Source organism: Sporosarcina sp. FA9 (assembly GCF_051550205.1).
GTDB lineage: Bacteria > Bacillota > Bacilli > Bacillales_A > Planococcaceae > Sporosarcina.
This window is the reverse complement of sequence record NZ_CP188819.1, coordinates 2,488,152-2,513,150: the sequence shown is the minus strand read 5'-3', so window position 1 is coordinate 2,513,150 and position 24,999 is coordinate 2,488,152. Positions and strand designations below refer to the sequence as shown.

Sequence of the window (24,999 nt, the reverse complement as noted above, 5' to 3'; positions counted from 1 at the left end):
CCTCCTTGTGTTGACATTTCTCGTATACACCTTTATAGTACTAAATAACTTCACCACGGTAAAGTGTTAAAGTTTATTGTTGAAAGGCGGAATTAACAAGTGTCAACTAATTATAGAATGAATGATGAAAATGTGAAAGCTTTTGAAAAACACGATCGAATTATAAAAACCATTAATAAGCGATTTTTAACATATGGATACAAAAGAATTAAAACATCAACGTTCGAACAATACGATTTATACTCTAAAGTAAATGGTGCTATTAATCAAAATGAAATGATTAAAGTGATTGACTATACAGGCCAAGTTTTAGTTCTTCGTCCTGACGTAACAATTCCAATTACACGGAAATTAGCTGAAGACTTTTCAGTACTGCCAAATGAACTTCGTTACTTTTACGTGCAAGATGTCTTCCGTCAATCCTTTGACAAAATAAAAGGGATTGAAAGTACACAAGCAGGAGTTGAATATTTTTGTAAGAGTTCACCTGAGGCGGACGCAGAAGTAATCGCATTAGCATGTCATACACTAAAAGATTTAGGATTTAACGATATTAAAATCGAAATAGGTCATGCAGGTTTTTTTAAAGAGCTTGTTGATCAAATAAATTTAACAGACAATCAGTTGAATCAACTTAAAAATAGAATTCAAGCAAAAAGTGTAGTAGATATAGAATCCTTTTTAAGTGGTTTGCCCATTGATGAAAAATTGAAAGAAGCAATTTCAATGATTCCTTTTCTATATGGTAATCCTCTTGAAGTAAGTGAAAGAGCAAAGAAGATTTCATTCACAGACAAAATGAATGAAAAACTAGACTATTTACTAAAGGTCTATGAACTACTAATCGCTTACGGTTTAGAAGATAATATTGTTATGGATTTAGGACTCATTAACCATATGGGGTATTATTCAGATTTAATGTTCCAAGGTTTTGTGGATAAATACGGTAAACCAGTTTTAATGGGTGGGAGATACGACGAGTTGGGAAATGAGTTCGAAGCAACCCTGCCAGCAATTGGGTTTGCTTGTGAAGTGGATTCACTTGTTGAGGCTTCTGCGAATCAAATAAGAAAACCGAATCTTCTACAAGATGTTGAAGTGTATTATGAATCATCTTGTTTTGGAAAAGCACTAACACTTGTGAATGATCTTCGAGAGCGAAACTATAGTGTTCTCTCGTTTCCAATGGATAAAAAACAACTATGTAGCGTTTGGGTTCAGGTTGATAAGGAACAATGTGTTTTCCATCAGGATGGAATTGAAACACCATTTACACATATCAACGAATTACTGAAGCTGCTAAGTGATTTGGAGGGAGAAAAATAAATGAGTTATTTAACATTGGCAATTGGATCTGGACGCACAGCTAATAAGGCAATGAAGCTCCTTTCGAAAGCAGGAATTGAATTTCCGGATTTTCATAACAATAGTCGGAAGCTCGTAATTTTTGATGAGACGAAAAGATTGAAACTCATTTTTGTGAAAGCTGTAGATTTACCTACATATGTGGAAAAAGGGGCAGCAGATGTTGGTATTATTGGTAAAGATACGATAATGGAAGAACGTCCTGATGTCTATGAATTACTCGATTTAGATGTTAGTAAGTGTAAAGTGGTGGTAGCTGGTTTTGCAGATAAAGAATATGAAACTGCAAAATCTTTGACGGTAGCTTCCAAGTATCCTGAAATTACGAAAGCCTTTTTTGAAGAAAAAGGGATTCGTATTGAAACGATTAAATTAAACGGTTCAATCGAACTTGCACCTCTAATCGGCATGTCTGACATAATCGTTGACATTGTAGAAACAGGAACAACATTGAAACAAAACGGCTTAATTATATTGGATGAAATTGCAGATGTAAGTGCAAGATTAATCGTAAACAAAGCAAGTTATGCAACAAAAACAAGTCAAATCCAACAATTTATTAAAGAAATAAAAGCAGTATTGGAGTGATTCGTGTGAGAATACTAACAGCTAAACAATATAATGCTGAAAGCCAGCAATATATAGAAAGAAACGATGAAAATATAGATCACGCAGTTCTCGAGATTATACGTGATGTTCGTAAAAATGGGGATGCTGCACTTTTAAAATATACGGAGCAGTTTGATAAAGTTAAGTTGGAAAGCCTACTTGTATCCAAGGAAGAGTTCTTAGAAGCAAAAGCACTAGTTTCGACTGAGTTTGTTGTAGCGATAAAGAAAGCAAAACAGAATATACGTGCATTTCATGAAGTGCAAAAAGAACAATCCTGGTTTGTTAACGAAGAGAATGGCATTTTATTGGGACAGAAAGTAACGGCTCTAAACAGTGTCGGTATTTATGTGCCGGGTGGAAAGGCATCTTATCCGTCAACCGTCTTAATGAATGCAATTCCTGCAAAAATTGCCGGTGTCAAAAATATTGCAATTACAACACCTCCGCAATCCAACGGAAAAGTAAGTCCATATGTCCTTGTAGCTGCTATGGAAGCTGGAGTGGACGTTGTGTACAAAGTTGGGGGAGCGCAAGCGATAGCGGCTCTGGCATATGGTACTGAGTCTGTTCGAAGAGTCGTGAAAATTGTAGGACCTGGGAATGCGTATGTAGCCCGGGCAAAAAAATGGGTTTTTGGCGATGTAGCAATCGATATGATTGCAGGTCCGAGTGAAATTTGTGTTGTAGCAGATGACACTGCAATTCCACGGTTCGTTGCTGCAGACTTATTATCACAAGCAGAACATGATGAACGTGCAACAGCGATTTGTATTACAACGAGTTCAGCATTTGCTGAGCAACTACAAGAAGAAATAGAGAAACAAATGCGGACCGCAGAAAGAAAAGAAATAATTGAGCAATCGATAAAGGATAACGGGAAAATTGTTTTAGTAGAGTCCATGGATGAAGCCTTTGAGATTGTAAACAACTTAGCACCAGAACACTTGCAGTTAATGATAGAAAACCCATTGGAACAAATGCACCATATTGAGAATGCGGGTGCAATCTTTTTAGGGAATTATTCTCCCGAGGCATTAGGTGATTATATTGCAGGCCCAAATCATACGCTTCCAACGAGCGGTACAGCTGCATTTTCATCACCACTTGGTGTATATGACTTTTTAAAAAAATCCAGTATTATTCAGTATTCGAAACAAGCACTACAAGACGTAACGGAAGATATTATTACACTAGCAAATGCTGAAGGTTTACAAGCACATGCCAATTCGATTCAAATAAGAAAGGCGGATGACTAACGATGCGTAGGAAACAGATTTCAAGAACGACAGCAGAAACGTCAATAGAAATGGATTTTTCAATTGACGGTAAGGGTGAAACGAATATTCAAACAGGCGTTGGTTTTTTTGATCATATGTTAACGTTATTTACGAAGCATGGCTTATTCGATTTAACAGTGAAGTGTGATGGGGACGTAGAAGTGGATCAGCATCATTCTGTTGAAGATATTGGCATCGTTTTAGGACAAGCTTTCTATGAGAGTATTGGAACTAAAGAGGGAATAGACCGCTATGCAACGATTTCCATTCCAATGGATGAAGCACTATCAACTGTCTCAATCGATATTAGCGGGAGACCATTTTTTGTTTACAATGTTGAAGGACTAAAAGATAAAGTTGGCGAATTTGATACTGAACTTGTTGAAGAGTTTTTTCAAGCTTTCGTCAGCCATGCAAAAGTTACTTTGCATATCAATTTACAATACGGGAAGAACAGTCATCATATAATCGAATCTATTTTTAAAGCGTTTGGTCGTTCATTAAATGCAGCAAGTACAATAAATCCAAATATAAAAGGGATTCCGTCTACAAAAGGAATGCTCTAAAAAGGGGTAGTTTAGTTCATGATTCTATTTCCAGCGATTGATATTCGAAACGGTAAATGTGTTCGCCTCATTCAAGGGGATTACGATAAGGAAATAATTTACGGAGATTCACCAACTGAAATGGCTTTAGAATGGGAACGTCAAGGTGCTGAGTATCTTCATTTAATCGATCTAGATGGTGCGAAATCCGGAAATTCATCGAATCGATTGGCGATTCAAGCAGTAGCTAAAGGTGTTTCTATCCCTGTCCAAGTTGGTGGTGGCATTCGTTCAATGGAAATCATTGATGATCATATTGAAAGTGGTGTAAGTCGTGTCATTATTGGCACAGCGGCAATCAGTGATAAAACATTCCTGGAAGAGGCAGTCACGAAATATGGGGATAAAATTGCGGTTTCAATAGATGCTAGAAATGGTTTTGTCGCAACAGATGGTTGGACGGAAACAAGTGATATACAAGCGATTGATCTTTTAAAAGAGTTAGAAAAACTTGGCGTGAAAACGGTGATTTATACAGATATCTTCAAAGATGGAATGATGCAAGGGCCGAATTTTGTGGAATTGAAGGCGATAGATGAAGCTACGTCAATTGATGTAATTGCATCTGGCGGCGTATCTACAACAGAAAACATTGAAAAGTTAAGAACAATGGACTTATACGGCGCGATTATTGGAAAAGCACTGTACGATGGTAATTTATCCTTAGAAAAGTTAATGGAGGCCAAGAATAGTGGGAAAAACTAATCGAATCATACCCTGCATGGACATCGATAAAGGAAAAGTTGTAAAGGGTCAAAAGTTTCTGAATGTCAAAGAAGTAGCAGATCCATTTGAGTTGGCAAAAAAATATGTCAAAGATGGCGCGGATGAGCTTATCTTTTATGACATTACAGCGACAACTGAAAATAGAGGACTTATGTTAGATTTGATCGAAAAAATTGCGAAAGAAGTGCCGATTCCATTTACAGTTGGTGGTGGAATACGGACACTTGAGGATATTCAAAATCTATTGGATATCGGTGCGGATAAAGTATCGATTAATAGTATCGCAATAAAGGATCCTACATTTATTCAGAGTGCAGCCAAAAAATTTGGTTCAGAACGAATCATTTTATCGATGGATGTGCAAAAAATCGGGGATTCAAAATGGTCCATTTTTGTCAAGGGTGGAACTGTTGACACGGGCATGGATGCAATCGAGTGGGCTCTACGTGGCGAACAACTCGGTGCTGGTGAACTTGTAGTGAACAGCATTGACGGGGACGGAGAGAAGGACGGCTACGACCTTGAGTTGACACGTGCGATTGCGGATGCAGTCCGTATTCCTATTATTGCAAGTGGCGGCGCGGGAACAATGGAACATTTCCAAACGGTTTTAACAAAAGGCAAAGCGAGTGCAGCATTAGCGGCATCGGTGTTCCATTTTGAAGAAATAAATATTGCGGAACTAAAATCGTTTTTGAAAAAAGAAAATAACAAATAAGGAATGATAATGATGAGTTTGCAAATAGAAAATGTACTGTTTGATGAAAAAGGACTTGTTCCAGCAATTGTACAAGACGATAAAACCGGCAAAGTTCTAATGCTAGCTTACATGAATAAAGAATCCTTGCTCAAGACAATTGAAACAAAAGAAACGTGGTTTTACAGTCGCTCAAGGCAAGAACTATGGAATAAAGGAGCAACTTCAGGGAATCGACAAACTGTCAAACGTCTCTCACTTGATTGTGATAATGACTCAGTTTTAGTACAAGTGACTCCTATGGGACCCTCATGTCATACGGGTGTAGAAACATGTTTTTATAACACAGAATACGAAGAGGAAACACCGAATCGGGCGATTATTTCAGATTTAATTGTAGAAATTAAAAACCGTCGGGCGAATCCTGTTGAAGGTTCATATACTTCTTATTTGTTCAGAGAAGGCATCGATAAAGTATTGAAAAAGATTGGTGAAGAATCAAGCGAAGTAATTATTGGTGCAAAAAATGAAGACAAGTTGGAATTAACAAGTGAATTAGCCGATTTAACATATCACTCACTTGTGCTTATGGAAATTGCCGGCGTTAGTATAGAAGATGTTAAAAAAGAGCTCTTAAAAAGAAGTGGTAAAAAAGATGAGTAAGTTCTGGAGCTCAATGGCAAAACGTGCAGAACCTTATGTTCCTGGTGAGCAAATTGAACAAGTGAATTTAGTGAAGTTGAATACAAATGAAAATCCGTACCCTCCTAGTCCAATGGTACTTAAAGCGATTGAGGAAGAGTTGGCAGGAAGTTTGCATTTGTATCCCTCACCTACAGCAGATAATCTTCGCAATACAATCGGGTCTTACTACAATATGACTGCTAATGAAGTATTTGTTGGAAACGGATCAGATGAGGTATTGGCATTTTCATTTATGGCGTTTTTTGAGCCAGGTAAGGCAATTCGGTTTCCGAACGTCACATATAGCTTTTATCCAGTTTACGCAAAATTGTTCGATATTCCTTATGAAGAGGTAAATTTGAATGAGGATTTTACGATTCAGACTGAGGATTACTTTCACTCTGAAGGCGGAGTTATTATTCCAAATCCTAATGCACCTACAAGTTTGTATGTTGGAATAGAATACATTGAGGAAATTGTGAAAAACAACCCAAATCAAGTTGTAATTATTGATGAAGCCTATGTTGATTTTGCAAAGCAATCTGCCGCAAGCCTCATTCAGAAATATGATAATTTACTCGTTGTACAAACGACTTCTAAGTCAAGAGCTCTTGCTGGACTTAGGGTTGGATTTGCATTAGGTAATGCTTCATTAATCGATGCTTTAATACGGATGAAGGATTCATTTAATTCTTATACCGTTGACCGATTGGCACTTGTTGGCGCACAGGCATCTTTTGAGGATGATGCCTATTTCAAAGAAATTACAGAGCGAATTGTATCGACACGTGAAACTGTGAGTGAAAAGATGAAGCAACTTGAATTTACTGTGCTTCCATCACAAGCCAACTTTGTATTTGTTTCTCATCCACGTGTTTCTGCTGAAATTTTATATACAGAGTTAAAAAAAGAAAATATAGTCGTTCGATTTTTTGACAAAGAACCCATAAGTAACTTTCTACGAATTACAATTGGTACTGATGCTCAAATGGAAGAACTTATTTCAACGCTAAAAAGGATTTTAGCTATTTAAAGAGTATTCGAAAGATACTTACCTCCTTTTCCAGTAAAACTGGTATACTATATATATACAGGTATACAAAAAGTAGGGGGATAATAAATTGAAGTCAAAGTACATTGATATCGCTTTAATACTATTTATGGGATACTTTGCATATACACGTTTCGCAAATGAACAGTATGGATTTGCAACGATGTTTGCAGTTTTATGTCTCTTAAATATATTTACAGCTGTAATGAAACATAAAAAAGCTCAAGAAAATGAAAAGTCAAATATAAATTAATCCGAAATTGCTTAAAGCGAGAAATCGTTTTTAAGCAATTTTTCTTACTTGTAGTTAACAAAGTATTCGAGTTACCGTGAAAGAATGAAATAGGAGCGTGAAAATTGGATATACCGTTTGTGAAAATGCATGGTCTTGGAAATAATTATATCTACCTAAACTTATTTGAAAATAACTATGATGAGAAACTGTTTTCGCCCCTAGCAAACCGTATTTCCAATGTGAATACAGGCATTGGTTCGGATGGGCTGATACTTATTCATCCGAGTGACGTAGCAGATGTTGGAATGAGAATATTTAACAAGGACGGTTCAGAAGGTCAAAATTGTGGGAATGGTTTGCGTTGTGTTGCAAAGTACGTTTATGAAAATAATCTTGTACCTAAAAATCAATTTCGAATTGAAACAAAAGCCGCAATTGTTAATGCCGAAGTCTTTGGAAACAGGAATGAAATACATAAAATCACAGTTGACATGGGTCCTCCATTATTAAAAAGAAATCAAATTCCAATGGTAGGGAGTCCAGATGAACATGTTATTGGGGAAACATTCATCGTTAACGATGTTCAATTACAAGTAACTGCAGTTTTTTTAGGTAATCCGAATGCGGTATTCTTCGTGGATGAAATAGAAAAAGCACCCCTTTATGAGTTGGGATCAATTATTTCAGAGGATAAACGCTTTCCAGAACGGGCAAATGTGGAATTCGTTGAGGCCATCAATGAAAAGAAGATTAATTTCCGGGTATGGGAAAGGGGGTCAGGGGTTACGGAGGCTTGTGGTACAGGGGCATGTGCTGCAGTTATTGCTTCAGTATTAAATGGTTTAGTTCTGAAAAATGAAGATATAATTGTGCATTTAAAGGGGGGGGATTTAACGATAAAATGGGCGGATGACAATCATGTTTGGATGACAGGACCAGCAGAAATTACAGCAACAGGAATTTTCCATTGGAAAGAATAAATAGAAGTTTTTTTATCATACAGTTAAACACTAAATATCGGATTGGACAGAACCCGCAGAGCGTGAGTTTAGCGACGTGAAGCTACGCCACACTACCCAAAGAAGAATGGATTTTATTCACCATCACAATAAATTGGACAACAATATGAAAATACCTATCTCATCCCAACAATTCTGGGGTTTGATAGGTGTTTTTTATTGTTTCTTATTTTTACGTATGAGATAAGTAACGAATTCTGCAATAAGTGCAATTCCCAAACCGAAAGACGTAATCATAAAGAGTGATAGTATTCCTATTAAATCTCCGAAACCTTCCTTATCGGATAAATAGTTGCGAAATAATTCAAAGAAACCAAGCACTACAGCGATAAGAAATATGGGGAAGGCAATTCTAAGCTTGTAATAAAGAAGTGCCGCAATTCCAACACCAATAATGAGCCCAAATACTGTGAATGCAATAATGTTTTTAAACTCAAGCGTATTTCCTAAAACGTTTCGGACACCAAATATCAACAGCATAAAAGTTAATAAACCTACTATTGCACCGAACTTACCGTAATGTCTTTCCATAATGCACCCACTTTCTTTAGTATCATACCGAATTATTAGAAGTTGTGCCAATGATTAAGTAGGAATAGCATGCACCAAAGAACCCTTATCTTTCATAGAAGAAGGATAAGGGTTCTTTGGTTTATTGTAGAACTATTTATTAGTAGTTATTTTTTCGCAATAATAATTAACTTACCTGTATCAAGTTCTTCTTCAGCATCAGCCGCTTCTTCAGATGATAAACCCGCAGCCTCCATCTTATTGCGTAGCTCATCTCCACGTGAAGTAAACATGTTTTTCATACTTTTAACAAAACCTTGTTCCTTCATACCGACTTGTTCGGTATCTAATGCATCCGTAATGTCATCGCCTCTTTTTTTATAATGGGCGAAAATATAAATATCATCACGTGTAAATCCTTCAGTTTCCAATCGTTCTACTTCCGCCTTAGCTTCTACCACGTTTTCAACAGTTAATTTAACAGTCATACACAACACCCTCCAATCCAATCTTATATTTGTTCTACTTTATAATTTCCTAAGAAATAAAATTAATACCTAATAACTCCAAATTTGTTTTCAAGTCAATAAAATGGTGGAAAACTTCTTAATAAGTAGACAAAGAACTACAAACTCATTATAATTCTCCTAGTCTTCAAATAATAAAAAAAGAAGACATGGAGGGTTTAGTTGAAAGTTTTAAAGGATAAACAATTGTATAGACCTAGATTAGGCCTTTTTATTATTGGAATTATACTTTTAGCAGCAAGCTTAAGAGCCCCCGTAACATCTGTCGGACCGTTAGTCGGTATGATTCGTGAAGGTTTAGGGATTTCAAATACAACAGTGGGTATGTTAACGATGTTACCGTTATTGGCATTTGCCTTAATCTCACCTATGGCAGCTAAAATCTCACGCAAATTCGGTAGGGATCGTACAATATTTGTTTCATTAATCGTTCTAACGATAGGTATTGTACTCCGTTCTATGAATGGCATAGAATTCTATTTAATAGGAACTTTACTTCTTGGTTTTGCAATTGCAATTGGGAATGTTCTTCTACCGGCTATCATTAAGGAAAACTTTATTACTCGTATTGGTTTAATGACGGGTGTTTATGCGACCTCAATGAATTTAAGTTCTGCAATAGCAACTGGTGTTACAGTCCCACTAGCCTCAATATCCTGGTTAGGTTGGCAAGGGGCATTAGGTGCTTTTAGTTTATTGTCTTTTACTGCGATATTATTTTGGATACCTAAGGGAAAAGATAAAGAGAAAAATGAAGAGGTTGTGGATCAAAAAATACCAAAGTCAAGTGGGTTATGGAAATCTTCACTTGCTTGGAAAGTAACATTATTTATGGGACTACAGTCTTTTATCTATTATTCCATTATTGCCTGGTTTCCAGAGATTCTACAACAAAAAGGAATGACAGCAGCATCTGCGGGGTGGATGATTGCTCTTATGCAGTTCTTCCTTTTACCGTTCACATTCATTATCCCGATTATTGCGGGGAAAATGGAAAGCCAACGTTTGTTAGTAACAATAACTGCCGGTTTCTTTTTTTTAGGAATAAGTGGTGTCGCTTTTATTCATCCGGTTCTTATACCTTTATGGATGATTTTAATCGGTATTGCAGCTGGCTCTGCGTTTAGTTTAGCGATGATGTTCTTTGGACTTAAAACAAAAGATTCAAATGAAGCAGCTGAAATGTCAGGTATGGCACAATCAGTGGGTTATTTATTGGCAGCGTTTGGTCCCTTATTATTTGGTTTATTAAAAGATGTCACTGGGAATTGGACTACACCACTTATGTTCTTAATCGCAACATCTGTACTTCTATTCATTTTCGGGATGGGTGCAGGAAAGAAAATTGAAATATAAAGTAAAAAAGTTGTTTCAATACAAGAATTAAAGTAGTATAATAAATGAATTGCATTTTTTTTGAAATGAGGATAATTAGTAAATGAGAAATTCAATATATGGACTTACAATCGACAAGTTGACTGAATGGTTATTGGAACACGGGCAGAAAAAGTTTCGAGCAGAACAAGTTTGGGACTGGCTTTACAAAAAACGAATAACAGAATTTGCAGATATGAAAAATATAAATAAAGAGTGCATTCAGTTATTAGAAGAGCACTATTATATCCAGTCGCTGGAAGAGTCTATTAAACAAGAATCAGAAGACGGCACAATCAAGTTTTTATTTAAAATGAAAGACGGTAACTTAATTGAAACTGTTCTTATGAAATTCCCATACGGCTATTCGGTTTGCGTCACTACGCAAGTTGGATGTAATATCGGCTGTAGCTTTTGTGCAAGTGGGTTATTGAAGAAAAGTCGTGACTTATCAGGCGGGGAAATTGTTGAACAAATTATGAAAGTTCAGCACCATCTTGATGCAAAAGAACTTGAAGAGCGGGTAAGTCATATTGTTGTCATGGGAATTGGTGAACCGTTTGATAATTACGCTAACTTAATGTCATTTCTACGTGTCGTAAATGATCCAAAAGGACTTTCAATCGGCGCAAGACATATAACTGTTTCAACGAGTGGACTGGCACATAAAATCATTGAATTTGCAGATGAAAATTTGCAAGTGAATTTAGCTGTATCCCTACACGCACCGAATGATGAGTTACGAACAAGCATTATGAAAATAAATAAAGCATTCCCAATTGAAAAGCTAATGAAATCGATAGATTATTATTTAGAGACTACGAATCGTAGAATTACGTTTGAATATATACTCTTAAATGATGTTAATGATCATGTAGAAGAAGCGAGAGAACTCGCAAGACTTTTGCAAAATAAACGCCATTTATCATTTGTTAACTTAATTCCTTATAATCCTGTAGATGAACATGGACAATATAGTAGGAGTACTCCTGAAGCCATTAAAGCCTTCTATGAAACATTAAAAGGAAAAGGTATTAATTGTGTTGTTCGAATGGAGCAAGGAACAGATATCGATGCTGCATGCGGGCAGTTAAGAAGTAAACAGATTAAAAAAGATGAAACAGTTTAGAAAATAACGAGTCCACAAGAATTCACTTTAGATGGTGAATTCTTGTGGACTTTTTTTGTTGAATATACTTAACGAACTAGTCAGACAAAAGTATCCAATTATGATAGAGTGTAGTAAAGGTTTTTAAATAGTAAAATACCCATTTGAAAACTGAAGAATCCATAAAAGGGGAGATCATGAGTGAGTGTAGTAAAGATGAGCGAAGGTATCAAGGAGTATATTAAAAAGACACCAAAATCAAAAGAATTCTCTGAAAAATCGAGTCTTATCATGCCTGGGGGAGTTACGGCTAATATCAAGTTCTTCGAACCTTATCCAATCGTAATGGAAAAAGGAAAAGGTGCGTACCTATTTGATTTGGATGGAAATGAATACATCGATTATATGCTTTCTTATGGTGCGCTAAAACTTGGACACGGTCATCCAAAAGTTCTGCAAGCAGTACAAAACCAACTTCAAGATGAAGGTACAATGCTTTTTGGAACACCACATAAACTCGAAGTAGAAATGGGTATAAAAGTAATGGACTTATATCCAAGTATGGAAAGAATTCGATATACAAACTCCGGAACGGAAGCAACGCTTTTGGCGATTCGACTGGCTTATGGATATACTGGGAAATACAAAATAGCTAAATTTGAAGGTCATTATCACGGTGGTTATGACCAAGTTTTACAAAGTGTAAATCCTAAAGTAAACGATGCTGGACCTGCAAATAATCCAATTGGAATTTCTGAGTCTAGAGGAGTAGATCCATATATTGCAGAGCAAACGATTATTTTACCTTTTAATAATCTAGAAGCAACAACAGAAATTTTAACAAAATGGAAAGACGAGTTAGCAGGCGTCATACTAGAACCGATTCAAGGTGGATTTATTCCAGCGGATCAAGACTTTATGGATGGCCTTCGTAAAGTAACAGAAGAATTAGGAATTCTACTTATTTTTGATGAAGTGAAAACAGGTTTCCGAATTAGTATGGGGGGAGCCCAACAAATTTACGGCATAAAACCGGATATTACTGCCCTTGGAAAAGTTGTAGGAGGCGGTTTCCCATTTGGAATTGTGGGTGGGAAAAAAGAAATTATGGATATTAGTGCACCTTCTGCTTTTTCAGATGTATTTGACAGCAGTCAAAGCAAACATTCAAATGCACAAGATGTATTGTTCCATAGCGGTACTTATAATGGACATCCGACGATATTGGCGGCGGGTCTAGAAACGATTGCAGTTTTGGAGCAAGAAATAGCGAGCGTTTTTGAAAACACTGAGAAATTAAAAAAGGGTATTGTAGAGCTATTTGCTGCTAAAAATATACGTGCACAAACCATTGGTATTGGTTCTATTTTCAATGTCGTCATTACAGATTTAGATGCAGTGAAAAATTACCGAGATCTTCAACAATCGAATTTTGCGTTAAGAAAAGAAATCGATTATCACTTACTTGTTGAAGGAATCTATATGAAACCTTTAAACCGTTATAGTCTTTCTACCGTTCACGGAGAAAAAGAAATAAATCGAACATTAGAAGCCTATGAAACCGTCTTAAATAAACTATATTAAACTATACACAATAAAAGCAGTCCGATTGAGAAATCTCGGACTGCATTTTTTAATGGATTCCCTAACGCTGTGGGACAGCTGTTATTGGTACTTACTAAATGTCTTAAACATTCTTAACTTATTCGTCCAAGTCATTCTGCATATTCAGAATGGGTAGGTCATAACATGAGTTGGACGTACAAATAAGAAAGAGGTGTGGTATTGCCATACACAGATAATTACGAGCGGGATACCTATGGGATAATTGACTTTTGGGTGCGTAATAATTTTGAGCATGGTGAATTTTTTGATCGTGAAATTAGCCATCATGAGCTAGAGTTGGCTCGAACGAATCATCAAATGGTCCAGCGAATGGGAATGATCTTTAACCGGGCTGAAAAGAAAACTGTTGATATTGGACTCTTATTGGATGAAGCGAAAAGTTCCACGCGGGAATTTCGTGAATTGCTACTTCATACAATGGATAAGTCTTTAAAATGTGAAGTGATCATATCAACGCCGGTATCCCTTTTGGATCACATGATCCGGGAAGCCGAAGAGGCTGAAAAAGTTTTCATGTTAGTCGAAACCGGTACTTATATTTCACCGTCGGATGCAACGATTCATGAAAACAACTTTTGGTTGAGACAAATGTTAGATCATTTAATTTTTATCAGTCATTATGTTGATGCTTCGAATTACCAGCTTCATGATGAAGTTAGAGCAATGACTAAGAAATTTGAGAATCTATTTCTACAAGCGAATGCTCTTAAAACTATAATACGCCGTCCACGTGGTGAGGTTTCGCCAGTTTTAAATACATTTAATCAAATGATTATTAAAGAAGCTAAAGCTCTGGAAGCTTTTAAATTAGAGCTCAGTGAGTTAATAAAAAACTGTGCAGCGGTAACAACTGCCCCACCAAATTTATTGGAGCATATCGCTAGGGAAGCGCATCATTTATGGAGAAACCTGGAAGACCAAGTTGTTAATTAATTAGATAAAGAAAAGATGTCTCCATAAAGATTGGAAACATCTTTTTTATTTATTCAATTTTAGTATGTCTTTAGCTAATGTGTTGACGTATGTCTCATCGACGTAATTGTATTCTTTTACTACCGCACCTGCTTTATTAACTAAAAAAAAGTTTGTAGAATGGATCACTTGAGTGGATGTTTTCGGCTTTTGAATGACCGTTTGGAATTGTTCACGTGCAAATAATTCGATTTCTTCTTGTGAATAACCAGTCACCATATTCCAATTCGATTCATCGTCAGTGAATTGTTCAACATATTCTTTAAGTGCAACAGGTGAATCGATTGTTGGATCTACTGTAAACGAAACGAATTCTACTTCTATGCCGTCCTTATGAAATTTGTCTTGTAAATTCGCCATTTCTATGGTCATTGGTGGACAAACCGTTTCGCATTTTGTGAAAATGAAATCTGCAATCCATACCTTATCCACTAAATCTGCTGTTCCGAAGGCTTGTCCATCTTGATTGGTAAATGTGAAAGGTTCAATCTTTTTTAAATCTTTTTCTTTATCATTACAAGCAGAAAGCAATAAGAAGCAAACAAAAGCTAATAAAAATCCTTTATGGCTTCTCATTTTGCACCTCTTTTTCTATTTCAGTTACTAACATAGGTAAACGAATTGTTACTTTCGTTCCATCACTCAGATCACTATTCATAAGAAAAGTACCACCGTGTAGTCGAACAATTTCTTTAACAATTGAAATTCCTAATCCATAGCCACCGGTAGTTCGATTACGGGCTTTATCTGTCCTGAAAAAACGTTCACCAATACGTTCGAGATCTTCTTTATTGATAGGTAAACCGTGATTTATGACTTCAAATTGAATCATATTTTCTGTACATTCTAGTTCAATCCATATAGTCTCGTTATTTGCAGTATATTTGATGGCATTGTCTAAAATGTTGTAAAATACTTGTTGAATCCTTTGTGGATCACCGCTTATAATAGATTCGTCTTCAATATTCAAAGTAAGTTTAAGGTTCTTTTCAGCGATTAGTATCGTGAAAAGATCTAAAGTGTCATAAAGAAGTTGGGCAATAGCAATTGGTTGTTTGTCCATCCTATAAAAATCTTCTTGTAAGTGATTTAATTGAACAAGGTCATTAATAAGTTTGTTCAGTCGAACTGTTTCTTTTTCAATAGTTGTTAAATAACTTTCGACTTCCTCAGGTGAGGTATAGATCTTTTGTTTCAAAACTTGAGTATATCCACCAATATACGTTAAGGGCGTTCTAAGTTCATGAACTATATTGGACGTGAATTCTTTTTTTCTGATTTCTTGCTGTTCTAAAGACAAGCTCATTTTGTTAAACGCTTTTGTCAATTGCCCAATCTCATCGTCTCGGTTTGTTGTGAGTCTACTTGAGTAATTGCCTTCCGAAACTTCTTGAGAATGTTGTTGAAGGTCTTTTAGTGGCCTGAAAAGTGATTTGGAGAGTTTATTTGTAATGAAAAATATAATGAAGAAAAAAACAACTCCAACAATTAGTAAAATAGGAATGCTGTCTTTAAATACATCCTGAATTGCAGCGAGAGGTACATATATATATATGAAGCCAATGAGTCCATTTTCGCCTTTAATCGGAAATATTGCACCTAAAATTTTCAAATCAAGCTCCTCTACAAAGCCCTCTTTGACGATATACTTTCCGTTTTCCAAATCCTTTCGAGCTTCTGCATCGACTAGCGTTTCATAATTCACTTTATAAGGAAAATAAGATGAAAGATCTTCCAGTTTGTCGACGACAATGATTTCAAATTCCGAGACAATATTATACCACTGTATTTTTCCAATAATTTCATCGCTTAACTCACCATAGTGGTAATGAGAGGCAGTTCGTTGCCCTTGATAGATAATGGATTCTTTCATATTGGATAAATACAAAACTGAATATAAATAATGGATAAAAAAGAATGAAAAGAGAATTGTAAAACCAATCGTAGATATTAAAAGAAGAATTACTTTTTTGCTTAAAGTTAAATTTAATTTCTTCATTTTATACCTTATACCTCGAATCTGTAGCCAACACCCCAAATGGTTTCAATGAGTTTACCATATTGACCTAATTTAAGCCTTAATGTCTTAATATGTGTATCTACCGTGCGTTCACTACTATTGGGGTTTTCAGTCCAAATAAGATCCAATAATTGTTCTCTAGAAAACACTCGACCCCTATTCTTTGCAAGCAGTTCGATTAAACCAAATTCCTTTAGAGTTAATGTTAAAGCTACACCATCCGCTGTAGCTCGGTGTGATTGTTGATCAATTATAAGTGGACCTATTTCAATTAAATCAAATTGTTGTGTATGTTGGTTTGCTCTTCTTAAGACGGATTCAACTCGAGCCAATAATTCGGCTGGAAGAAATGGTTTTACAATATAATCGTCACCGCCGAGCTTAAGGCCTTTTACTTTATCCCATTCCTCACCTTTTGCTGAGAGGAAGATGATTGGAATATTATATTTGTCCTTCACCTCTTTGGCAAAAGTAAATCCATCCATAAAAGGCATCATTACATCAACAATTAATAGGTCCGGTGCTGTTTTGGAAAGTATATCCAGGGCATTCAGACCGTCTTTAGCTTCAATGGTGACATATCCATCGGCTTCCAAAAATGTTTTAACTAAGTTTCTCATTTGACTTTCATCATCTATAATCATTATTGTATATGGAGTCATTTAATAACCTCGTTTCTTCTCAATATATACTATTATCCATTAAGTTTAAGAAATTGTTGTGAATTCTGATTTTAATGTATAAGACTTCATAAAGATTTCTTAATCATTACATATTATTATACTTGTACCAAAGCAAACATAAAAACAATTGAGATATGGAGGAATAAAAATGAAAAGAATTATTGGACTTTCATTATTTTTATGTACACTAATTATTCTAACGGCTTGTAATAAAGATAAGGAAATAGAAGACACGGGAGCGCCTGTTCCAATTGCTGTGGATTTATCAGTTACTGAACAGGTTGCTGTGAATGAAACAGTTGTTATGGAAGCAATCGTCACACAAGGCGATGAAAAAGTAGAGGATGCTTACGAAGTGGTTTATGAAGTGTGGGAAGAAGGAAAAAAATCAGATGGTGAAATGATTGAGTCAACGAATGAGAAAAACGGATTATACAGCGCCGAAACTTCGTTTGATCATGATGGTGTTTTTAATGTTCAAGTCCACGTCACTGCACGTGATATGCATATGATGCCTAAAGCAGTTGTGACTGTTGGTGAAGGTGCTGTAGAGAATGCTGACAATGGAGATGCGGATCACGGCACTACAGAAGGTTTTTCAATGCATTTTATGGAACCTGAAAATGTTAAAATAAACGATGAGACTGAATTGATGTTACATTTGCAAGTGGATGGTCATCCATTCGAAGAAGCAAGAGTTCGATATGAAATATGGACAGACAACACTCCGGATAATCACACATGGATTGACACGGAAGAGTTAGTGCCTGGTGAATATACAGCTAAGTATACATTTAAGAGTGCTGAATCCTTTCATGTTCAAATTCACGTAGAAGATAAAGAAGGTTTACATGAACATGAAGAATATGAAGTAGTAGTTGGAGAATAACACTATAATCAGTACAATAATGACCCAATCGGCATCGCATTTTAGCGGTGCTATTTTTTATTTATTAAACACAATAAGATCAAATAAATACAACGGAATTTAAATATTAAGAATTATTTTGGTTAGCTTTGGTATAATTATTCTAAGAGATTGAAATATACATAAATAGAAATAAATATCTCTGTTAATGATGTTGGGGGATTGTGAAGAAATATATTTAAACTATTGGAGCAAGTTAGTGCAAGAGATTATCACAGAAAAAAATAAAAGAAATCCATGCTTCTTTGCTGTTCAATCAGAAGACATTGGAAAGTTTGGAGAGAATGTAGAATGATACGATTTGAAAACGATTATACAGAAGGTACTCATGAGCAAATTCTAAAACGATTAATAGAAACCAATGACGAACAAACGCCTGGATATGGAATGGACGAGCACTGTGAAAATGCGAGAGCTTATATTCGAAAAGAGTGTGACGCTGCAAATGCAGACGTACACTTTTTAGTAGGAGGAACACAAACGAATACAACTATTATCGCTTCTATTTTGCGCCCACATCAAGGTGTAATTTCTGCAATAACTGGTCATATCGAAGGACATGAAACTGGAGCGATTGAAGCTACGGGTCACAAAGTGCTTACCTTACCTAGTGATGATGGAAAAATTCAAGCATCTCAGGTGAAAAAATTATATGATGCTCATTGGAATGATGATGCTCATGAACATATGGTACAGCCAGGTTTGGTTTATATTTCTAACCCTACAGAAAATGGAACGACTTATAGTAAAGCCGAATTGGAAGCATTAAGTAGAGTTTGCAGGGAATGTAGTTTGCCATTGATGTTGGATGGCGCTAGATTAGGGTATGGTTTGGCTTCGAAAGGCAATGATTTAACCTTGGTAGATATTGCAAAACTATGTGATGTGTTCTATATAGGCGGAACGAAAATTGGTGCACTGTTTGGAGAAGCGGTAGTTATCATAAACGATGATCTGAAAAAGGATTTTCGATATATGATTAAACAAAAGGGAGGATTACTGGCTAAGGGAAGACTTTTGGGGATCCAGTTTGAAACCTTATTTGAAGATGGCCTATACTATGAAATTTCTAAACATGCTGTTGAAATGTCAATTAGGATTCGAGATGCATTTGTAGAAAATGGATTTTCATTGCGTTACGATTCCACTTCAAATCAGCAGTTTCCTATTTTGCCGGATGATGTAATTTGGGAATTAAACAAGAAATACTCAAATTCCCTCTGGGAAAAAGTTGATGATACACACAGTGTTGTGAGATTTTGTACAAGTTGGGCTACGAAAAAAGAACATGTTGAAATGCTGGTAGAGGATATTAAGGTATTTAGAAGAACTTTATAAGGCATTGAAATTAGTATTCAAAAATGTCCATCTAGTGTATCAAAAGTGATTGCTGAACAACTAAATGAATTTCTAAAGATGTATATTAATGCATATAAAAGACCGTAATTCTAATTTAGAATTGGCGGTCTTTTTCTCATTTTAGTTTCATTTTCTACTACTGAAGTAAACGGATTGGAAGAAATTCATACGGTTTCATTTTGTATGTGTCGAAACCTAGAACACCATTTCATATAATCCAATAAGCACAAGTAAAATTCCACCAACACCATTCGCGTATTTTCCGAATAATGAATTTCCGATTCTTGTTCCTACCATTACGCCTATATAAATCGAGAGAACAGAAAACACACCTATTGAAAGAGCTGTGAAGAGTGGAGAGACCCCTGTAATTCCAGCACCAAAACCAATTGTTAAACAATTTATGCCCAGTACAAATCCAAGTATAATTGATTCTTTCAGATTAATATCTTTACCGCTTATTGATTTTTGTGAAATAGAATGACTTGAAGTTTCTTTATTTTGATTTGAATCGAATGCACTAAGGTTTGAAGAGGTAGCGACAACCCAAATCCCTAACCCAATTAAAATGGACCCACCTATAAATCTTGCTATTGATTGTGAAAAGTATTGTGACAATATACCTCCAATTGTAATGGAGATAAACGCACATATTACGGAAATAACAGCAATGAGAATATTGGTTAAAAAAGGAATGCGATTGGATTTCAACCCATATGATACACTTATTCCTAAATTGTCGATATTAGCCGCAATGCCTATTAACACTATTGTCAACCACTGCATTTTACTTCCCCCTGCACCTATTTGTTAATCATCTATATATATGAGAATTGTGAAATTTGCGTGAGGGCAAGAAAAATGAATTTTGCAATCAATAATGAATAAATATGCAAGTTTATTTATAAAAAACCATTTTTCTCTTTCTTTTTGTACTGTAATAGAGTAAAATGTGATTTATAAGATAATTTGTAAGTAATAAAAAAGATGAGATATAGGGGAAATGTAAAGTGAAAAGAAAACGAATTGTTGTGAAAATCGGCAGTAGTTCATTAACAAATGATAAAGGCGAAATCGATCAAGACATGTTTAATGATCATATTCATGCAGTAGCAGCCCTTCGGAAAGCTGGACACGAGGTGCTTCTGGTGTCATCAGGGGCTGTAGCGGCGGGTTTTTCAAAATTAGGTTACAGCACTCGCCCTGTTACATTAAAAGGACGACAAGCGGCAGCAGCTGTTGGTCAAGGCTTACTCATTCAATCGTATATTAATAAGTTCAGTGAATTCTCAATTGTTCCTGCACAGATTTTGTTAACACGAGATGACTTTACAAATCGAATTCGTTATAGAAATGCATATGCAACAATTAAAGAACTTCTTGAAAGAAAGATCTTGCCAATTATAAATGAAAATGACACAGTTTCCGTGCGAGAGCTTACATTTGGGGATAACGATATGCTTTCATCACTAGTAAGTGGATTTGTCCATGCAGATCAGCTCATCATTTTAACCGATATTAATGGTCTTTATGATGCCAATCCTCGTGATAATCCAAATGCGAAAAAATTAGACTCGCTAGAAGGAATCTCCGATGAAATGTTAGTTTTCACGGAAGGATCCGGTTCGAAGGTTGGAACTGGAGGTATGAGATCAAAATTATTGGCTGCAAAAACAGCTTTGTCAGTCGGAGTACCAGTCTTTATCGGAAAAGGAAAAGGTTCTAATAAGTTGCTTGAAATTCTAGAGGGAAAAGGAGACGGTACGTACATTTCCAATAAAATATCTACTCCAGTAAATATCAGTCAGCAATGGATAGCAATGCATTCAGAGTCTTCTGGGAAGCTGTATGTTGATAGAGGAGCAGAAGAAGCAATTCTATTTAAAAGTAGTAACTTATTACCTGCTGGGATCTTTAAAGTATATGGATCGTTTCAAAAAGGAGATATCGTTGAAGTTTTTGGAACAAATGGTTTGATAGGAAAAGGGGAAGTAACGTATTCTTCTATTGATTTGCTCGAAGTGATTGGCAAACGTAGTGGGGAACGCAAAAAGCGAGCAAGTACAACACAAGTCGAGGTAATTCATAGAGATAAATGGGTAAAAATATAATTTTGGAGGAAAATATAATGAGCGAAATACTTACAATTAGTGAAGTTCAAATAAAAGGTAAAAAAGCAAAAGAGGCCAGCTCTTATTTAATTTCAAATACAACAGATGAAAAAAATGAGGCACTGTTGTTAATAGCTGATCAGCTCCTTAAGGATAAAGGGCATATTTTATTGGAAAACTTAAAAGACCTTCGTGAAGGCAAAGAAAATGGTTTAACTAAAGAAGTACTTGACCGAATCATGTTAAACGAAAGTCGTATAGAAGACATGTCGGATGCGATTAGGTTACTTGTCGGACTAAAGGATCCTATTGGTGAAACAATTGAATCGATAACGAAAGAAAATGGTTTATTGATTCAGAAAAAACGAGTGCCCTTAGGTGTTATCGGAATGATTTATGAAGCAAGGCCGAATGTCACTGTGGATGCCGCTACCTTGTCCTTAAAAACAGGGAATGCTGCAATTTTACGTGGAAGTTCCTCAGCAAAATATTCCAATAAAGTTTTAATGCAATCCATTCATAAAGCACTTGAAAAGAGTGTCATATCCGTTGATGCAGTTCAACTCATTGAAGATACGAGTAGAGAAACAGCAAAGGAATTGTTCACTTTAAATAAATATTTAGATGTGTTAATTCCACGTGGGGGTAAAAGCTTAATTCAAACAGTAGTTAGTGAATCAACAGTTCCTGTAATTGAAACTGGGGCAGGAAATTGTCATATATATATTGATGCGTCCGCGGAATTTGAAATGGCTAAAGAAATCGTATTGAATGCCAAAATTCAACGTCCTTCTGTATGTAATGCGATTGAATCGATTTTAATACATGAAGATTGGTTTGCCATACATGGTCAATCAATTATTGAAAGTCTTTTGGAGAAGAACGTAACCATTTTTGGAGATAAGGTCGTAGTTGGCGCCTCGGATTCCGTGAAGGCTGCTACATTAGACGATTGGTCAACAGAGTATTTAGGGTTATCCGTAAGTATGAAAGTAGTAGCAAATGTAGAAGATGCAGTTACGCACATTAATGAGTATGGCACTGGACATTCAGAGTCAATTATTACGAAGGACGCTGAAATTGCCAACCTGTTTTTAAATACAGTAGATGCTGCCGCGGTTTATCATAATGCTTCAACTCGTTTTACAGATGGATTTGAGTTTGGTTATGGCGCTGAGATTGGCATCAGTACACAAAAGCTTCACGCAAGAGGGCCAATGGGTTTACAGGCATTAACGTCTAGTAAATTTGTAATTCAGGGAACGGGACAAATTCGTAAATAAATTTCAGAAGGATGCTTGGCGCAAAAACCGAGCATCTTTTTTTCTTTACGTAGTTTTAACCTTCGTTTGTTACCATAGATGAAATTCGAATGGAATGGAGGAATGAATTATGTTTCAAATCAGAAAGCTTTTATTAATAATAGGTATAGGTTTATTACTATCGGGTTGTATTACAATACCTTCAGGAGATGGCGGGAAAATTAAAATATCGAAACAGGGGATTGAATTTGAAGATAAAGATGGAGAAAAGGCGAATTTAGAAATGGACACGGATGAAGGTGGATTTACTGTTAACTCAGAAGATGGCAGCAAAGTCAAAGTAGGATCACATGCAGAACTGCCAGAAAACTTTCCAAGTGACATATTAACACCATCTGAAGGAACGTTATTGCAATCCGGGGAAAGCTTAGATGAAGATACTACCAGTTTTATGGTTAATTATAGTATGACAGGCGATAGAAATAAGACTATTGATAAGTTTAAAAACTTTTTACTTGATAATGACTACGAGTATTCAGAAATGATTTTAGGTGAAGAATTCCAATCAATTCAAGGTGAGAAAGAAGGTAGTCTTCTCATATACGGATTTATGGGGAATGATGAGGAGTATATTTTGTCAATTAGTTATTTTGAAGAAAAATAAAAAACATACATTCACACATGAAAAAACTACTAAAAGTTATATCTTAGTGGTTTTTTTTCGTTAACTTCTTTTCTAAATATTAATCGTTAACCTCGCATTACATGGAAAAAGTAGTTATGATGTAGTCAAGATACTTTAGAAATGAGGAAACTACTATGAGTGAAAAAAGTTTAGAATATCCTAAAAAAACATGTTCGGTTGAACGTCTTGTAACAGTACCTGAAGATGTTGCAAAAGTGCTTAAAGGACAAAAAACAGCTACCCGTCGCAACGGAGTGTATGCATATCCTGGTGAAGTGATGGTACTTGAAGGAAAAGAATTCAAAGTAGACGCATTGTATTCACAAACACTAGGCGAAATGACAGATGAGCATGCAAAACAAGAAGGTAATGCCACGATGGAAGAGTATAAAGAAATAATTCTTGCAATGCATCCAAAAATGCCATGGTTACCGACGATGAGTGTATGGGTACACGAGTTTAGTCCGGTAAAGAACTGATTGATTAAATGAACCCGGGCATCTATGGTACGATTGTATTTATGCACGTTATCAGTGCAATTCTCTCCATAGGTCCATTATTTCTCTTAATGCCGATTATTAAAAGGTTGCGTGACGTTAAAACGGATATTGAAGCAGCTTATTTATCCGTTATTGGCGTCATCATCCGGATCGTCATGCATGCAGGACATGTTCTCGTCGTATCAGGTGTCTTGTTGCTGATTTTTGGACCATGGCCTTGGTATACTTCCTGGGTCATAATGACAATTGCAGTGTTGCTGTTATCAGGTGTCTTTTTATCGCGCGGTTTTACAATTGTATTACGTCGATTCCATGACCCAGGAGTTGATAAAAATACAATTCTCAATCGTTTGAATAAGACATCGTGGATTTATATCTTTTTGATGCTCATAATGCTTTGGTTAATGGTGCAAAAACCAATCCTTTGGTGAGTAAAAAAGTCTTTCTACATAAAAAAGGATGCGCAAATTACTTTATGCGCATCCTTTTTATATTGATTTTAAATTCACATTCAGAAAAGTTGTAAGTTCAACTGATTATTAAGTGATACAAGACTAACTAACGTTATATTGTAATTGAATAATACGTGATGCGTTCCCCAAGGTGCTTTTTTATCATATAGTAAGTAACAGCTAAAAATGTGTTGAATATATGATTAAGGAGCGATGATTTTGTTCCAGCAATCTCCATTACCAGGTAATAAGTTGTCAGATGATTCTTCGACACAAGATCGGGGGGCAATACTTGGAATTATAGGTGCAGCAATTTCAACATTTGGCGATGCTTTGCAAACGATTGGCGGAATAGTGGCTTTGGAGGAGGGGCGAATTGCCGATGCACAACAGCAACAAGTACTCGAAAACTTGCAAAACCAAATTGATGATTTAAAAAAAGAGAATGAACAAAAAAATTCCGTGAATGTCGATATGGATATGCTCAGCAAGCTAATGGGAAAGATTGTTGAACGTTTGGACAATAAGGAATGGCCTAAGTGAAAAAACCGAAGGTCAAGGCAGGTTGAATATGGAATTATTTACAAATAACATGAAAACCATCCGACTTA

The 24,999-nt window shown here is 35.8% G+C and carries 28 protein-coding genes; 22 read left to right on the top strand and 6 right to left on the bottom strand.

Annotated features, from left to right (window positions below):
- Positions 1–117 precede the first annotated feature (117 nt).
- The 10 genes from hisZ to dapF all read left to right on the top strand — a co-directional run bounded on the left by hisZ (position 118) and on the right by dapF (position 8,232).
- Positions 118–1,326, top strand: coding sequence for an ATP phosphoribosyltransferase regulatory subunit (hisZ, locus tag ACP8HH_RS12550; protein ID WP_438311791.1), 1,209 nt, complete (start codon positions 118–120; stop codon positions 1,324–1,326).
- Positions 1,327–1,953 (top strand): ATP phosphoribosyltransferase, encoded by a 627-nt coding sequence (gene hisG / locus ACP8HH_RS12545; RefSeq protein ID WP_438311789.1) that lies wholly within the window; start codon positions 1,327–1,329, stop codon positions 1,951–1,953.
- A gap of 5 nt (positions 1,954–1,958) precedes the next feature.
- Positions 1,959–3,233: a histidinol dehydrogenase gene (gene hisD / locus ACP8HH_RS12540; protein ID WP_438311786.1), complete on the top strand. Its 1,275-nt coding sequence runs from the start codon at positions 1,959–1,961 to the stop codon at positions 3,231–3,233.
- A 2-nt stretch (positions 3,234–3,235) separates the two neighbouring features.
- Positions 3,236–3,820 carry an imidazoleglycerol-phosphate dehydratase HisB gene (hisB, locus tag ACP8HH_RS12535; protein ID WP_438311783.1) on the top strand — a complete coding sequence of 195 codons (585 nt, stop codon included), beginning with the start codon at positions 3,236–3,238 and terminating at the stop codon, positions 3,818–3,820.
- Between the two features lie 18 nt (positions 3,821–3,838).
- Positions 3,839–4,564 (top strand): 1-(5-phosphoribosyl)-5-[(5-phosphoribosylamino)methylideneamino]imidazole-4-carboxamide isomerase, encoded by a 726-nt coding sequence (hisA, locus tag ACP8HH_RS12530; RefSeq protein WP_438311782.1) that lies wholly within the window; start codon positions 3,839–3,841, stop codon positions 4,562–4,564.
- A gap of 16 nt (positions 4,565–4,580) precedes the next feature.
- Positions 4,581–5,303, top strand: coding sequence for an imidazole glycerol phosphate synthase subunit HisF (gene hisF / locus ACP8HH_RS12525; RefSeq protein WP_438319160.1), 723 nt, complete (start codon positions 4,581–4,583; stop codon positions 5,301–5,303).
- A gap of 6 nt (positions 5,304–5,309) precedes the next feature.
- Positions 5,310–5,945, top strand: coding sequence for a bifunctional phosphoribosyl-AMP cyclohydrolase/phosphoribosyl-ATP diphosphatase HisIE (hisIE, locus tag ACP8HH_RS12520; RefSeq protein ID WP_438319158.1), 636 nt, complete (start codon positions 5,310–5,312; stop codon positions 5,943–5,945).
- Complete coding sequence (hisC, locus tag ACP8HH_RS12515) at positions 5,938–6,999, top strand: histidinol-phosphate transaminase (protein WP_438311780.1); 1,062 nt, start codon at positions 5,938–5,940, stop codon at positions 6,997–6,999. Before hisIE ends, hisC begins: the two co-directional genes overlap by 8 nt.
- 88 nt (positions 7,000–7,087) lie before the next feature.
- A complete protein-coding gene (locus ACP8HH_RS12510; protein WP_438311779.1) occupies positions 7,088–7,270 on the top strand; it encodes a hypothetical protein in 183 nt (60 codons plus the stop codon).
- 104 nt (positions 7,271–7,374) lie between these two features.
- Positions 7,375–8,232 carry a diaminopimelate epimerase gene (gene dapF / locus ACP8HH_RS12505; protein WP_438311777.1) on the top strand — a complete coding sequence of 286 codons (858 nt, stop codon included), beginning with the start codon at positions 7,375–7,377 and terminating at the stop codon, positions 8,230–8,232.
- A 195-nt stretch (positions 8,233–8,427) separates the two neighbouring features.
- Here dapF and ACP8HH_RS12500 read toward each other — a convergent pair whose 3' ends face one another.
- Positions 8,428–8,802 carry a hypothetical protein gene (locus tag ACP8HH_RS12500; RefSeq protein ID WP_438311775.1) on the bottom strand — a complete coding sequence of 125 codons (375 nt, stop codon included), beginning with the start codon at positions 8,800–8,802 and terminating at the stop codon, positions 8,428–8,430.
- Positions 8,803–8,948: 146 nt separating this feature from the next.
- Complete coding sequence (locus ACP8HH_RS12495) at positions 8,949–9,269, bottom strand: general stress protein (RefSeq protein WP_438311774.1); 321 nt, start codon at positions 9,267–9,269, stop codon at positions 8,949–8,951.
- 201 nt (positions 9,270–9,470) lie between these two features.
- On the opposite strand from ACP8HH_RS12495, the gene ACP8HH_RS12490 reads away from it, so the two are divergent.
- The 4 genes from ACP8HH_RS12490 to ACP8HH_RS12475 all read left to right on the top strand — a co-directional run bounded on the left by ACP8HH_RS12490 (position 9,471) and on the right by ACP8HH_RS12475 (position 14,349).
- Positions 9,471–10,664 (top strand): CynX/NimT family MFS transporter, encoded by a 1,194-nt coding sequence (locus ACP8HH_RS12490; protein ID WP_438311771.1) that lies wholly within the window; start codon positions 9,471–9,473, stop codon positions 10,662–10,664.
- 82 nt (positions 10,665–10,746) lie between these two features.
- Positions 10,747–11,811, top strand: a complete 1,065-nt coding sequence (gene rlmN / locus ACP8HH_RS12485; protein ID WP_438311768.1) for a 23S rRNA (adenine(2503)-C(2))-methyltransferase RlmN — start codon at positions 10,747–10,749, stop codon at positions 11,809–11,811.
- A 180-nt stretch (positions 11,812–11,991) separates the two neighbouring features.
- A complete protein-coding gene (locus ACP8HH_RS12480; protein ID WP_438311767.1) occupies positions 11,992–13,374 on the top strand; it encodes an aspartate aminotransferase family protein in 1,383 nt (460 codons plus the stop codon).
- Positions 13,375–13,575: 201 nt separating this feature from the next.
- Positions 13,576–14,349, top strand: a complete 774-nt coding sequence (locus ACP8HH_RS12475; protein WP_438311766.1) for a DUF2935 domain-containing protein — start codon at positions 13,576–13,578, stop codon at positions 14,347–14,349.
- A gap of 45 nt (positions 14,350–14,394) precedes the next feature.
- Here ACP8HH_RS12475 and ACP8HH_RS12470 read toward each other — a convergent pair whose 3' ends face one another.
- Genes ACP8HH_RS12470 through ACP8HH_RS12460 form a run of 3 tightly spaced genes read right to left on the bottom strand, consistent with a single transcriptional unit; the run spans position 14,395 to position 17,070 of the window.
- The gene (locus tag ACP8HH_RS12470; RefSeq protein ID WP_438311765.1) at positions 14,395–14,964 is read right to left on the bottom strand and encodes an SCO family protein; all 570 of its coding nucleotides are present in this window, start codon (positions 14,962–14,964) and stop codon (positions 14,395–14,397) included.
- Positions 14,951–16,387 carry a sensor histidine kinase gene (locus tag ACP8HH_RS12465; protein WP_438311763.1) on the bottom strand — a complete coding sequence of 479 codons (1,437 nt, stop codon included), beginning with the start codon at positions 16,385–16,387 and terminating at the stop codon, positions 14,951–14,953. Before ACP8HH_RS12465 ends, ACP8HH_RS12470 begins: the two co-directional genes overlap by 14 nt.
- 8 nt (positions 16,388–16,395) lie before the next feature.
- Positions 16,396–17,070 (bottom strand): response regulator transcription factor, encoded by a 675-nt coding sequence (locus ACP8HH_RS12460; protein WP_438311761.1) that lies wholly within the window; start codon positions 17,068–17,070, stop codon positions 16,396–16,398.
- 169 nt (positions 17,071–17,239) lie between these two features.
- Here ACP8HH_RS12460 and ACP8HH_RS12455 point away from each other — a divergent pair, with 169 nt between their 5' ends.
- The gene (locus ACP8HH_RS12455; RefSeq protein WP_438311760.1) at positions 17,240–17,980 is read left to right on the top strand and encodes a FixH family protein; all 741 of its coding nucleotides are present in this window, start codon (positions 17,240–17,242) and stop codon (positions 17,978–17,980) included.
- A 330-nt stretch (positions 17,981–18,310) separates the two neighbouring features.
- Positions 18,311–19,357 (top strand): threonine aldolase family protein, encoded by a 1,047-nt coding sequence (locus ACP8HH_RS12450; protein WP_438311758.1) that lies wholly within the window; start codon positions 18,311–18,313, stop codon positions 19,355–19,357.
- 216 nt (positions 19,358–19,573) lie between these two features.
- Here the strand turns inward: ACP8HH_RS12450 and ACP8HH_RS12445 are convergent, their stop codons facing one another.
- Positions 19,574–20,164, bottom strand: coding sequence for a manganese efflux pump MntP (locus ACP8HH_RS12445; RefSeq protein ID WP_438311756.1), 591 nt, complete (start codon positions 20,162–20,164; stop codon positions 19,574–19,576).
- A 224-nt stretch (positions 20,165–20,388) separates the two neighbouring features.
- Here ACP8HH_RS12445 and proB point away from each other — a divergent pair, with 224 nt between their 5' ends.
- The 6 genes from proB to ACP8HH_RS12415 all read left to right on the top strand — a co-directional run bounded on the left by proB (position 20,389) and on the right by ACP8HH_RS12415 (position 24,931).
- Positions 20,389–21,489: a glutamate 5-kinase gene (proB, locus tag ACP8HH_RS12440; RefSeq protein WP_438311754.1), complete on the top strand. Its 1,101-nt coding sequence runs from the start codon at positions 20,389–20,391 to the stop codon at positions 21,487–21,489.
- 17 nt (positions 21,490–21,506) lie between these two features.
- Complete coding sequence (locus ACP8HH_RS12435) at positions 21,507–22,772, top strand: glutamate-5-semialdehyde dehydrogenase (protein WP_438311751.1); 1,266 nt, start codon at positions 21,507–21,509, stop codon at positions 22,770–22,772.
- A 109-nt stretch (positions 22,773–22,881) separates the two neighbouring features.
- On the top strand, positions 22,882–23,415 hold the full coding sequence (locus ACP8HH_RS12430) for a hypothetical protein (RefSeq protein WP_438311749.1): 534 nt from the start codon (positions 22,882–22,884) through the stop codon (positions 23,413–23,415).
- Between the two features lie 155 nt (positions 23,416–23,570).
- Entirely contained in the window at positions 23,571–23,915 is a 345-nt protein-coding gene (locus tag ACP8HH_RS12425) for an ASCH domain-containing protein (RefSeq protein WP_438311747.1), read from the top strand.
- 8 nt (positions 23,916–23,923) lie between these two features.
- On the top strand, positions 23,924–24,367 hold the full coding sequence (locus tag ACP8HH_RS12420; RefSeq protein ID WP_438311745.1) for a hypothetical protein: 444 nt from the start codon (positions 23,924–23,926) through the stop codon (positions 24,365–24,367).
- A gap of 240 nt (positions 24,368–24,607) precedes the next feature.
- Positions 24,608–24,931, top strand: coding sequence for a hypothetical protein (locus ACP8HH_RS12415; protein WP_438311743.1), 324 nt, complete (start codon positions 24,608–24,610; stop codon positions 24,929–24,931).
- Positions 24,932–24,999: the final 68 nt, after the last annotated feature.

Coding starts and splice junctions, on each gene's coding strand:
- hisZ (WP_438311791.1), top strand. CDS start 118: ATGAATGATGAAAATGTGAAAGCTTTTGAAAAACACGATCGAATTATA.
- hisG (WP_438311789.1), top strand. CDS start 1,327: ATGAGTTATTTAACATTGGCAATTGGATCTGGACGCACAGCTAATAAG.
- hisB (WP_438311783.1), top strand. CDS start 3,236: ATGCGTAGGAAACAGATTTCAAGAACGACAGCAGAAACGTCAATAGAA.
- hisA (WP_438311782.1), top strand. CDS start 3,839: ATGATTCTATTTCCAGCGATTGATATTCGAAACGGTAAATGTGTTCGC.
- hisF (WP_438319160.1), top strand. CDS start 4,581: ATGGACATCGATAAAGGAAAAGTTGTAAAGGGTCAAAAGTTTCTGAAT.
- hisC (WP_438311780.1), top strand. CDS start 5,938: ATGAGTAAGTTCTGGAGCTCAATGGCAAAACGTGCAGAACCTTATGTT.
- ACP8HH_RS12500 (WP_438311775.1), bottom strand. CDS start 8,802: ATGGAAAGACATTACGGTAAGTTCGGTGCAATAGTAGGTTTATTAACT.
- ACP8HH_RS12495 (WP_438311774.1), bottom strand. CDS start 9,269: ATGACTGTTAAATTAACTGTTGAAAACGTGGTAGAAGCTAAGGCGGAA.
- rlmN (WP_438311768.1), top strand. CDS start 10,747: ATGAGAAATTCAATATATGGACTTACAATCGACAAGTTGACTGAATGG.
- ACP8HH_RS12470 (WP_438311765.1), bottom strand. CDS start 14,964: ATGAGAAGCCATAAAGGATTTTTATTAGCTTTTGTTTGCTTCTTATTG.
- ACP8HH_RS12465 (WP_438311763.1), bottom strand. CDS start 16,387: ATGAAGAAATTAAATTTAACTTTAAGCAAAAAAGTAATTCTTCTTTTA.
- ACP8HH_RS12460 (WP_438311761.1), bottom strand. CDS start 17,070: ATGACTCCATATACAATAATGATTATAGATGATGAAAGTCAAATGAGA.
- ACP8HH_RS12455 (WP_438311760.1), top strand. CDS start 17,240: ATGAAAAGAATTATTGGACTTTCATTATTTTTATGTACACTAATTATT.
- ACP8HH_RS12450 (WP_438311758.1), top strand. CDS start 18,311: ATGATACGATTTGAAAACGATTATACAGAAGGTACTCATGAGCAAATT.
- ACP8HH_RS12445 (WP_438311756.1), bottom strand. CDS start 20,164: ATGCAGTGGTTGACAATAGTGTTAATAGGCATTGCGGCTAATATCGAC.
- ACP8HH_RS12435 (WP_438311751.1), top strand. CDS start 21,507: ATGAGCGAAATACTTACAATTAGTGAAGTTCAAATAAAAGGTAAAAAA.
- ACP8HH_RS12430 (WP_438311749.1), top strand. CDS start 22,882: ATGTTTCAAATCAGAAAGCTTTTATTAATAATAGGTATAGGTTTATTA.
- ACP8HH_RS12425 (WP_438311747.1), top strand. CDS start 23,571: ATGAGTGAAAAAAGTTTAGAATATCCTAAAAAAACATGTTCGGTTGAA.
- ACP8HH_RS12420 (WP_438311745.1), top strand. CDS start 23,924: ATGAACCCGGGCATCTATGGTACGATTGTATTTATGCACGTTATCAGT.